Source organism: Caulobacter sp. DWP3-1-3b2 (assembly GCF_049896325.1).
Classification (GTDB): domain Bacteria; phylum Pseudomonadota; class Alphaproteobacteria; order Caulobacterales; family Caulobacteraceae; genus Caulobacter.
In genome coordinates this window covers 170,693-184,085 of record NZ_JAFCUB010000003.1, presented here as the reverse complement: position 1 = coordinate 184,085, position 13,393 = coordinate 170,693, and the positions used below count along the sequence as shown (strand labels likewise).

The following is a 13,393-nucleotide window of genomic DNA, read 5'->3' as shown; positions in this document are numbered from 1 at the left end:
AGATTAGAGCTCACGGCCTGACGCAGTCAGGTCGGGAAATTCTCTAGCGCGCGAATTTCTGGAACTTAATGCGCTTGGGGATCAGGCTGTCGGCGCCCAAGCGGCGCTTCTTGTCTTCCTCATACATCTCGAAGTTACCCTCAAACCACTCGACGTGGCTGTCGCCCTCGAAGGCCAGGATATGGGTGGCCAGGCGGTCCAGGAACCAGCGATCGTGGGAGATGACCACGGCGCAGCCGGCGAACTCCTCCAGGGCCTCTTCCAGGGCCTGCAAGGTTTCGATGTCCAGGTCGTTGGTCGGTTCGTCGAGCAGCAGAAGATTGCCGCCGGTGGCCAGGGTCTTGGCCAGATGGACGCGGTTGCGCTCACCGCCCGACAGCAGGCCGACCTTCTTTTGTTGGTCCGCGCCCTTGAAGTTGAAGCTGCCCACGTAAGCGCGGCTGTTAATCTCGCGCTTTCCGACAATCATGATGTCGGTGCCGCCGCTGATCTCTTCCCAGATGGTCTTGTTGGCGTCGAGCGCATCGCGCGACTGGTCGACGTACGAAAGCTTGACGGTGTCGCCGACCTTGACCGTGCCGCCGTCCGGCTGTTCGCGGCCGGTGATCAGCTTGAACAGCGTCGACTTGCCGGCGCCGTTGGGGCCGATGACTCCGACGATGCCGTTCGGCGGCAGGCGGAACGACAGGTCCTTGAACAGCACCTTGTCGCCATACTCCTTTTCCAGATTCTCGACTTCCAGCACCAGATTGCCCAAGCGCGGGCCAGGCGGGATCTGGATGTGGGCGTGGGTCTGGGCCAGACGGGCGTTGTCCTGGGCGGCGACCATCTCATCATAGCTCGCCAGACGGGCCTTGGACTTGGCCTGACGGGCCTTGGGGCTGGAACGCACCCACTCAAGCTCGCGGGTCAGGGCGCGCTGGCGGCTGTCGGACTCCGACTGCTCCTGCACGACGCGCTTGGTCTTCTGCTCCAGCCAGCCGGAATAATTTCCCTCGTACGGCACGCCCTTGCCGCGATCGAGCTCCAGCGTCCACTTGGTGACCTGATCCAGGAAGTAGCGATCGTGGGTGACCAGGATCACACAGCCCGGGAAGTTTTCCAGGTGATGCTGCAGCCAGGCCACGGACTCGGCGTCCAGGTGGTTGGTGGGTTCGTCCAGCAGCATGATGTCGGGCTTGCTGAGCAGCAGGCGCGCCAGGGCGATGCGGCGCTTTTCACCGCCCGACAGGTCTTCGATGCTGGCGTCGTTGGGCGGGCAGCGCAGGGCGTTGATGGCCATCTCGACCTTGGAGTCGATGTCCCACAGGTCGCGGGCGTCGATGATCTCCTGGAGCTTGGTCATCTCCTCCATCAGCTCGTCGGAATAGTCCTCGCCGAGCCGGTTGGCGATCTCGTTGTACTTGTCAAAGGTCAGCTTGTCCTCGCAGTCGGCGATGACATTGCCCCAGACGTCCTTGGTCGGATCCAGCACCGGCTCCTGCGGCAGGTAGCCCCGCCGGATGCCCTCGGCGGCCTTGGCCTCGCCCGAAAACTGGTCGTCAAGGCCAGCCATGATCTTCAGCAGGGTCGACTTGCCCGAGCCGTTGACGCCCACGACGCCGATCTTGGCGTCGGAATAGAACGAAAGCCAGATGTTCTCGAAGATCTTCTTGCCACCGGGGAAGGCCTTGGTGAGGCCCTGCATCTGGAAAATATATTGCTGAGCCATGGGGGGCGTCGGCCTCTTGCGTATCGGATCGGGGGGTCGGGCGCTCAGATAGCCCCCGGGGCGGGATTGCGCAATGTCGGCGGTCGTGGCGGAGCGTCACGGCGGCGTCGCGCCGCCGTCGGAAACCCGACACGAAAGCGTCAAAGGACTGTCGCGCAGCGCTGTTACCCGAGGTTCCTAAGCCGGCGCCGCTCTCCCTGAGCGCCGGCGTGGGGATCCAATCATGAAACAACACCTGATGCTGGGCGCCGCCGCCTGCGCGCTGTTGCTGGCCGCGCCCGCCCTCGCCGCCGAGACCGTCTCCGCCGCCACGCCAGCGCCCGGCGCCGACGCTCCGGCCGACGCCAACGAAGTCGACGCCGTCGTCGTGTTGGGCCAAGGTCAGAGCCGGCAGGTCCAGACCCTCAAGACTGAGCAATTGCTGCTCGAAGCCGCCGGCAGCAGCCCCCTGAAGGCGATCGACAAGCTTCCGGGCGTGACCTTCCAGTCGGCCGACGCCTTCGGCGCCTATGAATGGTCGACCCGCATCTCGATCCGCGGCTTCAATCAGAACCAGCTGGGCTTCACCCTGGACGGCGTGCCGCTAGGCGACATGAGCTACGGCAACCACAACGGCCTACACATCAGCCGCGCCATCGCCAGCGAGGACATCGGGCGGGTTGAACTGGCGCAGGGCGCCGGCGCGCTGGGCACCGCCTCGACCTCGAACCTGGGCGGTACGCTGCAGTTCTTCTCGCGCGATCCCTCCGAAGCCTTCGGCGCCCAGATCAACGCTACAGCGGGTTCGGAAAGCATGTACCGGCTGTTCGGCCGCGTCGACAGTGGCGCCATCGCCGGTCTGGGCGGCCTGCGCGGCTATCTGTCGATCGCCGACCAGAACACCGACAAGTGGAAGGGCGGCGGCGAGCAGAAGCAGCGCCAATATGACCTCAAGGTCGTTTTGCCGGTCGGCGAGGGTGACTTGACCGCCTTCTACAATCGCTCGGAGCGCCGCGAGCAAGACTACCAAGACCTGTCGTTCGACATGATCAAGCGCTTGGGCCGCGACTGGGACAATTTCCAGCCCAACTGGGCGGCGGCGGTGTCCACGGCGGCTGCCTATCTGAACCCCGCGAACTACACCGCCGGCTCGGCCCGGCTGGACGGCAACGGCTGCTACACGGGCACGGGGACGAATCCCTATCCGGCGCCGGTCAAGTGCGTTGACGACTCCTATTACGCCGGGGCCGGCATCCGCGACGATGACCTCTACGGCCTGGGACTGAACCTGCCGATCACCGACAAGGTCCGCCTCACCGCCACCGCCTATGGTCACACCAACCAGGGTCAGGGCCTGTGGTACACGCCGTATGTGCCCAGCCCTGGCTTCGGAACTGCGGGTTCGACGGCCGCCCCCCTATCGATCCGCTCCACTGAGTACGATATCGACCGCAAGGGCCTGATCGCCGAACTAGCCGTCGATCTGGGCGCCCACATCGTCAGCGGCGGGTTCTGGACCGAGCAGAACGACTTCAACCAGGCACGCCGCTTCTACGCCGAGACCGCCGCGGCACCTTCGCGCGACGCGCTGGACTTCCAGTCCAACCCGTTCTTCACCCAGTGGCAGTACAGTTTCGACACCAAGACCACGACGGCCCATATCGAAGACACCTGGACCGCGACGGATGCTCTGAAGGTCAATTTCGGCTTCAAGGCCATCAAGGTCGAGAACGGCGTCAAGACCGTGGTCGGCTCTCCCCTGTCGGGCAAGATCGAGTCCAAGGACAGCTTCCTGCCGCAGTTCGGCGCGGTCTACGATCTGAAAAACGGCGGAGAGCTGTTTGCCGGCTATACGGAGAACATGGGCGCCTATGTCTCGGCGGCCACGTCCGGTCCGTTCGCCTCGCAAAGCCAGGCTCGGGTCGACTACATCGCCAAAACCTTGAACCCGGAAAGCTCCAAGACCATCGAACTGGGCGCCCGCTACCACAACGAGCGCTTTCAGGGCGTGGCGGCCTTCTATCACGTCGCCTTCGATGATCGCCTGCTGGCCCTGGCTCAAGGCGCGACGATCCAAGGCAACGCGCCGGTGCTGTCAAACGTCGGTTCGGTCGAGACCAAGGGCTTGGAACTGGCCGGAACCTATCGCCTGTCCGACGCCTGGTCGCTGTACGGCGCCTACTCCTATAACGACTCGAAGTACGAGGACGATGTCGTCGCCGCCGACGGCACGATCAAGGCCAAGACAAAGGACAAGACCGTCGTCAACACGCCCAAGAACATCTTCAAGGGCGAAGTGTCGTTCGAGCAAAGCGGCTTCTACGGCAAGCTAGGCGTCGCCTACACCGACAAGCGCTACTACACCTACGAAAACATCGGTGGTCAGGCGCCTTCGACCACCGTGGCGGACCTGACGGTCGGCTATCGGTTTCCTGATAACAATGTCTGGACCAAGGGTCTGGAAATCCAGGCCAACATCACCAACCTGACCGACAAGGACTATATCTCCACCATTGGTTCGGGCGGTTTCGCCAATAATGACGCCGCCGGCACGGCTCAGACGGTGCTGACGGCGCCGCCGCGCCAAGGGTTCGTGACGGTGAAGAAGGCCTTCTAGTCGTTCATCGCCCGAAATGAGCGAAGGGCCGGGAGCGATCCCGGCCCTTTTTCGTGCGGCGAACACTTGCCCTGCTAGGTGGGCGGACAGACGCTAACTTTCCCTGCTGACAACCGCCCCACGCACCTCTAGCGTCCCACGCCATGATCAGACCCTCGCTCCTGGCCATCACGGCCGCCCTCGCCCTCTCCTCGCCGGTCCTGGCGCAAAACCTCACCCCCGAACGCGTTTTCGCCGATCCGGCCCTGTCGGGCCCCACGGCCAAGGGCGTAGCCCTGTCGCCGGACGGCAAGCGCGTCACCTATCTGAAGGGCAAGGCCGACGCGGCCAATGTCCAGGACCTGTGGGCGGCCGACGTGGCGGGCGGCGAGCCCTATCGCCTGATCGACTCGGCGGCCCTGTCCTCGGGCGCCAAGGCGCTGTCGGAAGCCGAGCTGGCCCGCCGCGAACGGGCCCGCGTCTCGGCCCGCGGCATCGTCGAATATAGCTGGGACAGCCAGGGCCGCTTCATCCTCGTGCCGCTGGACGGCGACCTCTATCTGGACAGCGTCGCAAACGGCAAGGTCAGCCGGCTGACCGAGACCCCCGGCGACGAAGTCGACGCCAAGGTCTCGCCCAAGGGCGGTTTCGTCTCCTATGTCCGCGACCAGAACCTCTACATCAAGCCGATCACCGGCGGCGCCGAGAAGGCCTTGACCGCTGGCGGCAAGGACGCCCTGTCGTTCGGCGTGGCCGAGTTCGTCGCTCAGGAGGAAATGGACCGTTTCACCGGCTACTGGTGGAACCCCAACGAAACGAGCATCGCCTATACCCGCGTCGATGAGAGCGGCGTCGATATCGTGCCGCGCGCCGACATCGGTCCGGGCGGCGCCACGGTGGTCGAGCAGCGCTATCCGCGCGCCGGCCGTCCCAACGCCGTGGTCGACCTGTTCGTCCAGGACATGGCTTCGGGCAAGACCATCCAGATCGACCTGGGTTCGAACAAGGACATCTATCTGGCCCGCGTCGACTGGTCGGCCGACGGCAAGACTCTCTATGTCCAGCGCCAGGCCCGCGATCAGAAGACGCTCGAGCTGATCGCCTATGACCCCGCGACGGGCGTGGGCAAGACGATCCTGACCGAGACCGACGCCCACTGGCTGGAGCTGAACGACGATTTCAAGCCGTTGAAAGACGGCAGCTTCCTGTGGTCGTCGGAAAAGTCTGGCTACAAGCACCTCTATCACCACGCCGCCACCGGCAAGTTGATCGCCCAGATCACCAAGGGCGACTGGCCCATGGCCGACCTGGAAGGCGTCGACGAGACCCGCAAGGTGGCGATCTTCAGCGCCTCGATCGAGACGCCGCTGGAGCGCCGCATATACGAAGTCTCCTACGGGAAGCCCGCCAGCGGAAAGAATGGCGCGCCCAAGGCCCTGACCTCGGCCGGCGGCTGGTGGAGCGCCAAGGTCGCCCCCAACGGCGCCTTCGCCGGCAGCTATAGCGACATCAAGACCCCGCCCCAGACCGCGCTCTACGCGCCCGACGGCCAGCGCGTGCGCTGGATCGAGGAAAACAGGCTGGCCGAGGGCCATCCCTACTGGCCCTATGCCGCGACCCTGCCGGTTCCGGAATACGGCGTGCTGAAGGCCGCCGACGGCGAGGTGCTGCACTACGAAATCCTCAAGCCGATCGGCTTCGATCCGGCGAAGAAATACCCGGCCATCGTTTCGGTCTATGGCGGCCCACACGCCCAGACGGTGAACAAGGGTTGGCAGAGCGTGCGCGAGCGGCCCTATCTCGAAGACGGCTACGTCATCTTCAAGCTGGACAACCGCGGCAGCACCAACCGCTCCGCCAAGTTCAAGCGGGCGCTGGACCGCCGCATGGGGACGGTGGAGGTCGACGACCAGTTGGTGGGGGCCAAGTTCCTGCAGACCCTGGCCTATGTCGACGCCGGGAATCTGGGTGTCATGGGCTGGTCATACGGCGGGTTCATGACCCTGATGCTGATGACGGCGCCCGACACCCCGTTCAAGGCCGGCGCGGCTGGCGCCCCGCCCACGGCCTGGGGCCTGTACGACACCCACTATACCGAGCAGTTCATGGGCAAGCCGGACGAGAACAAGGACGGCTATGCCAGGTCCGACGCGCTCAATCGCCTGAAGAACCTCAAGCCCAACAGCTTGCTGCTGCTGCATGGCATGGCCGATGACAACGTGATCTTCGAGAACAGCACCCGCCTGATCGCGGCCCTGCAGAAGAACGCCACGCCGTTCGAGATGATGCTCTATCCCGGCGAGCGCCACAGCGCCCCCGGCAGCCGTACCAAGGGCCTGCACGTGCTGAAGACCCACCTGGACTTCTTCGATCGCCAGTTGAAGGGGCGGTAGGGCGGGAGCCCAAAATCCTCCCCCCGTGGGGGAGGTGTTGGCGAAGCCGACGGAGGGGGGAGTGATTAGGCGATGGCCAGACCTGCGATCTTCAATCCCAAACCTCCCCCCTCCGGTCGCTGCGCGACCACCTCCCGCACAGGGGGAGGACGGCCCATTTGACTTCCGTAGCGAAAGACGACGAACCTTCGCGTCCGAACTAAAAGGACGCGCCTTGACCCCCTATACCGACCTGATCGCCGCCCTCGCCCCGACCGACACCGGCTTCACCGCCCAGGTCACCCCCGACTGGCAGCAGGGCCGCACCACCTATGGCGGGCTGTCGGCGGCGCTGTGCCTAGAGGCGGCGTTGAAGGCCGCGCCGGACGCTCCGCCCCTGCGTTCGGGCCAGTTCGCCTTCGTCGGACCGGCGGCGGGCGAGTTGGCGATCAGCACGCAATTGCTGCGGCGCGGCAAGTCTACCCTGTTCATGGGCGTCGACCTGTTCGGCGAGCAGGGCCTGTCCACCCGCGCCATCCTGACCTTCGGCGCGGCGCGGGACTCGCGGCTGAGCCATGTGGATCTGCCCATGCCAGCCGCCGCGCCCCTGGCTGACGCCTCGGACTTCTTCCCCAGCGGGGCCGGCCCCAACTTCACCCAGCAGTTCGAGTTCAAGCTGGCCGGCGGCACGCGGCTCGGCGCGCCCGGCGCTCCGGATTTCCTGGTCTGGATCCGCCACAAGGACCCCGCCGCCCGGTCCTTGGCCGCCCTGATCGCTTTGGCCGACGCCCTGCCCCCGCCGGCCATCACGCTGTTTCCGGAGCGGGCGCCGATCTCGACCATGACCTGGTCGCTGGACGTGCTGGCCGAGCCCTCGGCGGACGACGACGGCTGGCGCCTGATGAAAAGCCGGGCGGACACGGTGCTGGACGGCTACTCCGCCCAGGACATGGCGGTCTGGGACGCGGCCGGAACGCCATTGATCGTTGCGCGTCAGTCCGTGGCGGTGTTCATCTGAATGTCCCTGGAGAATCCCCCAGAGCCCGTTTTCCCGGCGAAGGCCGGGACCCAGATTCATCCGGGGCGGCTCGTGGGTTTCACCTGGGCCCCGGCCCTCGCCGGGGAGACGGAATGGGGCGGTCGGCGATGACATTCGGGGGATCAAGCGTGATTAAGAAGACCTTGCTAGTCGGCGGCGCGATGGCAGCGCTGCTGGCGACCACGACCCACGCCGAGGACGCCAAGACCTCGGCCGCTACGGCAACCCAGGCCTCGCTTGCCGCCATCAAGGCCAAGAACAATCAACTCCACGCCGTGATCGCCCTGAACCCCCACGCCCTGGCCGACGCCCGGGCGCTGGACGCCGAGCGCAAGGCCGGCAAGGTCCGGGGGCCGCTGCACGGCGTGCCGATCCTGCTGAAGGACAACATCGAAACCGCCGACGAAATGCCTACCACCGCCGGTTCCTTGGCGCTGAAGGACAACGTCAACGGCCGCGACGCCCCGCTGGTCAAGCGCTTGCGTGACGCCGGCATGGTGATCCTGGGCAAGACCAACCTGTCGGAATGGGCCAATATCCGCTCCGACCACTCGATCAGCGGCTGGAGCGCGGTGGGCGGTACGGTGCGCAACCCCTATGTGCTGGACCGCAGCGCCTGCGGCTCGTCCAGCGGTTCAGGCGCCGCGGTGGCGGCCGGCCTGGCCCCGGCGGCGATCGGCACCGAGACCGACGGCTCGATCACCTGCCCCGCCGCTATCAACGGCCTGGTCGGCCTGAAACCCACCGTCGGCCTGGTGTCGCGCACCCACATCGTGCCGATCAGCCACAGCCAGGACACCGCCGGCCCGATGACCCGCACGGTCATGGACGCGGCCCTGATCCTCACCGCCATCGCCGGGTCCGACCGCGCCGACGTGGCGACAAAGGAGGCCGACGCCCACAAGACCGACTACGCCAAGGGCCTGGACAAGGACGCGCTAAAGGGCGTGACCCTGGCTGTCGCCCGGTTCTATACCGGCTCCTCGCCGGGCACCGACGCGGTATTCGAACAGGCCTTGAAGGACCTCAAGGCCCAGGGCGCGACCCTGGTCGAGGTCAAGGATTTCGACGAGGCCCCGATCGGCAAGGCCGAGGGCGTGGTGCTCTATACCGAGCTGAAGGTCGATCTGAACGCCTACCTGGCCTCGACCGATCCGACCAAGGTCAAGACCCGCACCCTGGCCGACCTGATCGCCTTCAACGCCGCCACCCCCAACGAGATGGAGTGGTTCGGCCAGGAAACCTTCGAGAAGGCTCAGGCCACCAAGGGCTATGACGATCCTGAATACAAGAAGGCCCTGGCAGACTCCAAGCGCCTGGCCGGTCCCGAGGGCATCGACAAGATCTTGAAGGACACAGGCGCCATCGCCATCGTCGCCCCGACCACCGGTCCGGCCTGGACCATCGACCCGCTGAACGGCGACCATTATGGCGGCTCGTCCACCACCCTGCCCGCCGTGGCCGGCTATCCGCACCTGACCGTGCCGATGGGCGCGGTCGGCGGCCTGCCGGTGGGGCTGAGCTTCATCGGCCCGGCCTGGAGCGAGGCGCGATTGCTGGGACTGGGCTACGCCTACGAACAGGCGACCCACCGCCGGATCGAACCGAAGTTCCTGCCGACCGTGGCGCCGGAGAAATAAGTCCTCCCTCTGTGGGAGAGGTGTCGGCGAAGCCGACGGAGGGGGGAGTGATCGGGCGTCAACCGAAAGCCTGATCTATCGATCTTAAACCTCCCCCCACCGATCCCACGGGGGGAGGACCGGCGCCTACACCTTCGGCCGGATGACATCGACCGGCGGTGGCGGCGGCGTTACCTGGTAGGCGTCCGGCGAGACCGGCGGCGGTGGGCCACCGGACGGGTAATAGGGATAGCGCGGCGCGCAGGCGGCCAGCGCCAGCAGCAGACCGCCGAGCAGGAGCGCCGTCCTCAGCATCCCGAACGCCCGCCGTCGCGGGGATCGGGACGCGGACCAGAGGCCAGGCTACCGTTCGGGCTGAGGCCCAGTCCGTCGCGGAAGCAGCGATTGTCGGCGCGAGGATCCCAGTACTGGGTCGAGCCGTCCGGCGCCCGGAACGACCAGCGTTCGCCCGTCCGGCCTTTGCGGCCGCTTACATTTATGTCGCCAGGGCCGTCGGAGCTGACGCGATAGGAGTCGCCCGACAGCTTGTCGACCGCGCAGGTCTCGGTTACGCCGGCCCGGCTGAGGTCGCCACGCATCGCCGCCGACGAGCCCGTCTCGCGGTTGAAGGCGCTGACCTCGGTCTGGCCTTTTCCCCCCACAAACACCTGGGTGCCCGTGGCGCGGTCATAGGTCATGACGTCGGGCGCCTCGCCGGTCAGCGGCGCGCCGCACGGCGTGGGGCGGCGGCTTGGCGGGCCATTGGAAGGTCCATAGCCGCCGGGAACGCCATAGGCTCCGGACTGTTGCTGGGCCCAGGCGCCGGTCGAGGCGGTGGACGCGATCAGGGCGGCCAACAGGCCGGTGGCAAGCTTGGTCATCGCGAGGCTCCTCCTCTAGGCGCCTTGGCCGGACACGCGACCTGGACAGCCAGACCGGACGGAGACGAAACATAGCAAGGCGGCGGATAGGGTTGGGGCGAACCAGGACCGGCGGGGCCGCCGGCGGCGGCCGAGGCGTCCTGCAAGTCAAGCGACCGGCCGGCCAAGTACGCGTCACCCGGCAGGGTCGGCATGGCGGCGGTGGCGGTCAGGGCGGCGACCGGCCAATAGTTGTTGAAATCGACCCGGGCCCGGTCGCGCGGGGTACGGAACAGCTCCGGCCCCTCGAACCAAGGCTCGCAGGTCAGCTTGCCGTCGAAATAGCCGGTGATCAGCGCCTCGCAGCCGCCCGGCTTTGCGTAGACGCGGTTGTCGCGAGCCCGTAACTGGGCGCCGTTGTCGGCGAACAGGCCGGCGCGCATGACGCCGGCGATGGCGTTGTCGGACGCGTAGACCGTGCCCGAACCGGCATAGATGCCGACATCGGTGGCCTCGAGCTTACCTTCCAACACCCGCAGGTCGGCGTTCTCCAGCACGATGGCCCAGTCGCTGTCGCGCACTACAGGACGCAGCAGGGTCGTCTCGTCGCCGCCGCCCACATAGACGCCGCGCGAGAAGCCGTCGACATACAGGCCCTCGATCTGCACCAGCTGCGAGCGGTTCATGCCAGCCAGCACGAAGCCGGCCGAACTTCGACTACGACTCGAGCCGGTCCAGTCGCCCAGGCGAATGACCCGGAAATCGCGGATGCGGCTGTCCTCGCTGGCCTCGAACGCCGCGCCGATGGCAGTGGCGGCGACCTCGACATTTTCGGCCATGATCGCGCCGGTGGCCTTGACCACTGCCTGGCGCGTGCGGCCGATGACCGTGACATTGGCCAGCTCCAGCCGGCTCTCGCCGAGGTCCAGCGCCGAGGCGTCGCCTTCATAGCGGATGACAACGTTCTTCAAGGCCAGTTCGGTGGCCCGGCCGCTGATGCAGGAGGACGAACCGGCGCGCAGCGCCTCGATGCTCAGTCCCTCGATGACGACATATTGCACGCCGGCGGCGATGCGGATGCAGGGTTGCCCAGGGGGCGTGACCAGAACCGGCCGGCCGCGCATCGGCGCCGGTCCGTCGAAGATGATGTTCACGGCCCGCGTGACGTTCAGTGAATCAACACAGGCCCGGCCGTTGCGTGACCGCAGGGTCAGGGTGTCGCCTTCATAGAGATGGTCGAGCACGTCGCTGACCTCGCCCGGATAGGCGCGGTCGCAATCCACCGAGGTACGATAGCGGCCCCGCGAGTGGCCGTAGCCGTAGCCCGTGCCATAGCGTGGTTTCTTCTTGCGATAGTGCTTGACCCGGCAGCCGTCCGACAGGTTGGGTTCGAGCAGCAGGCCAAAGCATGGACGGATCTGCTGGTCGATCTTGGCGTCGGGCGAGCCGGCCAGGGCGGGCTGCGGCGTCACGCCGACGATCAAACAGAGAACCGCCAGGGCCGCGATGAGCTGGCGAAAGCGGGTCATCGATAGTCCCTTTCGATATAGGGCCGTTGGCCGTCGGGCTGGCCGCGATCGCCGGCGGCGCGCGGCGGCCGTGAGACCTGCGACAGCAGTTGCTGCAGACGCCAGACCGAGGGCTTGAAGCCGGCCAAGGCGCCGTCCAGCTGATAGACCACGGCCTTGGCCCGGTCCTGGTCGGCCACGCCCTGCAGGCCTAGCGAGAAGAAGGTGGACATGGCGTACTTGGCCTCAGGGGATCCCTGGCGCTCGGCCTCCTCGTACCAGTGATAGGCCCGGGCATAGTCACGCGGCACGCCGACGCCCTCGGAGTACATCACCGCCAGCACCAGTTGGGCCTTGGACGAGCCATTGGTCGCCGCGTACTGCATCGCCCGCACCTTCTCGATCCCGGTCAGGCGGCCGGTGATCGGCCGGCCGATCATCGCCTGGAAGGTCTGGGCGGCGTTGAGGCTGAGCAGGCGCTCGTCGAGGATGGGCGCCGGGATGACCCGCAGATAGGCCAGAGCCTCGCCGATGTGCACGAAGGGCAGTTCGGGCAGCCGCGCCAGGGCCGCCTCCTTGGCGTCGCCCGAGGGGTCGCTTTCGTCGGAGTGTGGCACGCCGGAGTCCGGCGAATCGGGCGGGTAGAACTCGTAAGGCGGGATCCAGCGCTTGGCCTTGGTCTCGACGAAGCCGCCGTAGGACGCGCGCTGCGGCGAGGACCGTTCGAAATCCTTGAGCATCACATAGGCCGACACGTCACCGGTCTGGACGGCCAGATAGTTGTAGAGATAGGCGTCCACGTCGTTGCGTCGGAACAGATCCAGGGCTGCGGCCGCACCGCTGCGCTTGGGCGTTCCGTAGGCCTCGACGGCCTGGAGGTTGTCGGAGGGCTCGCCGAACGGTCCGAAGAAGCCGTCATGCATCCGCGCCAGCACCCGGTAGCCGTCGGCGCCCTGGGTGGAAAGAATGTAGATGACGCGGTTGCGGACCTTCTCGCGTTCCTCGGTCGACATCCGCGACAGCAGGCGATCGAGCGCGCCATAGGCGGCGTGGCGCTCGAAGGCCCTACAGTCGTCGAATCGCGACAGTGCGCCACCGCCGTTCTGGCCGCGGCGCTCGTAGGCGGCGATCGGCGAATAGCCGCCGGCGTTGGAGAGGGCCATGGCGTACCACACCGCCGCCTCGACCTGATCCTCGAGATTCTTGTCGACCGCGCGCTGTCCCTCATAGCGCCGGGCCAGTTCCAACTGGGCAAAGAAGTCGCCGTGGAAACCGCCCTGGCGCAGGGCGCGGATTTCCTGCTGTTGCTGATTGAACTGGCCAGAAACCCCTTGCGCCGCTTGTGGACGCGGGCAGGCGCTGGCGCGCTTGTGAAACCAGAAGGACGGGCCGGTGTCGCAGCCGACCAGCGGGATCACCACCGCCGCCACCACGGCCGTGACCGGCAGGCGGCGGATCAGGGTGACCCGGTTATCGACCACATAGGCCAACGCTCTTCGGAGCGCCACGAGATGAGAAACAGCATTGCTGGTCTCGCGCATCGCTCCCCCTCAGCACGTCGTTAACCATAAAATCCGAAATCACTCATGTGCCTGGGGGCAAACCCTGTCAAGCTCGCGGAACGCTGTTCTGAGCCTCATCACGAGACTGCTCACAGAAGGATTCTCGTCTCAGGTGAATCCCTAGGTTTTTAGTCAAGGCCCAGCTTT

The 13,393-nt window shown here is 66.4% G+C and carries 9 protein-coding genes; 4 read left to right on the top strand and 5 right to left on the bottom strand.

Annotated features, from left to right (window positions below; all coding sequences use genetic code 11):
• Positions 1-43: 43 nt before the first annotated feature.
• A complete protein-coding gene (gene ettA, locus ACP7AG_RS03440) occupies positions 44-1,711 on the bottom strand; it encodes an energy-dependent translational throttle protein EttA (RefSeq protein WP_426029787.1) in 1,668 nt (555 codons plus the stop codon).
• A 223-nt stretch (positions 1,712-1,934) separates the two neighbouring features.
• On the opposite strand from ettA, the gene ACP7AG_RS03435 reads away from it, so the two are divergent.
• The 4 genes from ACP7AG_RS03435 (at position 1,935) to ACP7AG_RS03420 (ending at position 9,337) form a co-directional block, all read left to right on the top strand.
• A complete protein-coding gene (locus tag ACP7AG_RS03435; RefSeq protein WP_426029786.1) occupies positions 1,935-4,307 on the top strand; it encodes a TonB-dependent receptor in 2,373 nt (790 codons plus the stop codon).
• A 143-nt stretch (positions 4,308-4,450) separates the two neighbouring features.
• On the top strand, positions 4,451-6,679 hold the full coding sequence (locus tag ACP7AG_RS03430) for a DPP IV N-terminal domain-containing protein (protein ID WP_426029785.1): 2,229 nt from the start codon (positions 4,451-4,453) through the stop codon (positions 6,677-6,679).
• A gap of 214 nt (positions 6,680-6,893) precedes the next feature.
• Positions 6,894-7,676, top strand: a complete 783-nt coding sequence (locus ACP7AG_RS03425) for an acyl-CoA thioesterase (protein ID WP_426029784.1) — start codon at positions 6,894-6,896, stop codon at positions 7,674-7,676.
• A gap of 113 nt (positions 7,677-7,789) precedes the next feature.
• Positions 7,790-9,337: an amidase gene (locus ACP7AG_RS03420; protein WP_426029783.1), complete on the top strand. Its 1,548-nt coding sequence runs from the start codon at positions 7,790-7,792 to the stop codon at positions 9,335-9,337.
• 126 nt (positions 9,338-9,463) lie between these two features.
• On the opposite strand, the gene ACP7AG_RS03415 is transcribed toward ACP7AG_RS03420, so the two are convergent.
• The 4 genes from ACP7AG_RS03415 to ACP7AG_RS03400 are packed head-to-tail and all read right to left on the bottom strand — an operon-like array spanning position 9,464 to position 13,225.
• Entirely contained in the window at positions 9,464-9,631 is a 168-nt protein-coding gene (locus ACP7AG_RS03415; RefSeq protein ID WP_426013535.1) for a hypothetical protein, read from the bottom strand.
• Positions 9,625-10,197: a hypothetical protein gene (locus tag ACP7AG_RS03410; RefSeq protein ID WP_426029782.1), complete on the bottom strand. Its 573-nt coding sequence runs from the start codon at positions 10,195-10,197 to the stop codon at positions 9,625-9,627. Before ACP7AG_RS03410 ends, ACP7AG_RS03415 begins: the two co-directional genes overlap by 7 nt.
• Entirely contained in the window at positions 10,194-11,705 is a 1,512-nt protein-coding gene (locus tag ACP7AG_RS03405; protein WP_426029781.1) for a hypothetical protein, read from the bottom strand. The genes ACP7AG_RS03410 and ACP7AG_RS03405 overlap by 4 nt, the downstream gene beginning before the upstream one ends.
• The gene (locus ACP7AG_RS03400; RefSeq protein ID WP_426029780.1) at positions 11,702-13,225 is read right to left on the bottom strand and encodes a tetratricopeptide repeat protein; all 1,524 of its coding nucleotides are present in this window, start codon (positions 13,223-13,225) and stop codon (positions 11,702-11,704) included. The genes ACP7AG_RS03405 and ACP7AG_RS03400 overlap by 4 nt, the downstream gene beginning before the upstream one ends.
• Between the last annotated feature and the right edge of the window lie 168 nt (positions 13,226-13,393).

What these genes read in the sequence shown, in the direction of transcription:
- ettA (WP_426029787.1), bottom strand. Translation starts at nt 1,711, where the DNA reads ATGGCTCAGCAATATATTTTCCAGATGCAGGGCCTCACCAAGGCCTTC.
- ACP7AG_RS03435 (WP_426029786.1), top strand. Translation starts at nt 1,935, where the DNA reads ATGAAACAACACCTGATGCTGGGCGCCGCCGCCTGCGCGCTGTTGCTG.
- ACP7AG_RS03430 (WP_426029785.1), top strand. Translation starts at nt 4,451, where the DNA reads ATGATCAGACCCTCGCTCCTGGCCATCACGGCCGCCCTCGCCCTCTCC.
- ACP7AG_RS03420 (WP_426029783.1), top strand. Translation starts at nt 7,790, where the DNA reads ATGGGGCGGTCGGCGATGACATTCGGGGGATCAAGCGTGATTAAGAAG.
- ACP7AG_RS03415 (WP_426013535.1), bottom strand. Translation starts at nt 9,631, where the DNA reads ATGCTGAGGACGGCGCTCCTGCTCGGCGGTCTGCTGCTGGCGCTGGCC.
- ACP7AG_RS03410 (WP_426029782.1), bottom strand. Translation starts at nt 10,197, where the DNA reads ATGACCAAGCTTGCCACCGGCCTGTTGGCCGCCCTGATCGCGTCCACC.
- ACP7AG_RS03405 (WP_426029781.1), bottom strand. Translation starts at nt 11,705, where the DNA reads ATGACCCGCTTTCGCCAGCTCATCGCGGCCCTGGCGGTTCTCTGTTTG.
- ACP7AG_RS03400 (WP_426029780.1), bottom strand. Translation starts at nt 13,225, where the DNA reads ATGCGCGAGACCAGCAATGCTGTTTCTCATCTCGTGGCGCTCCGAAGA.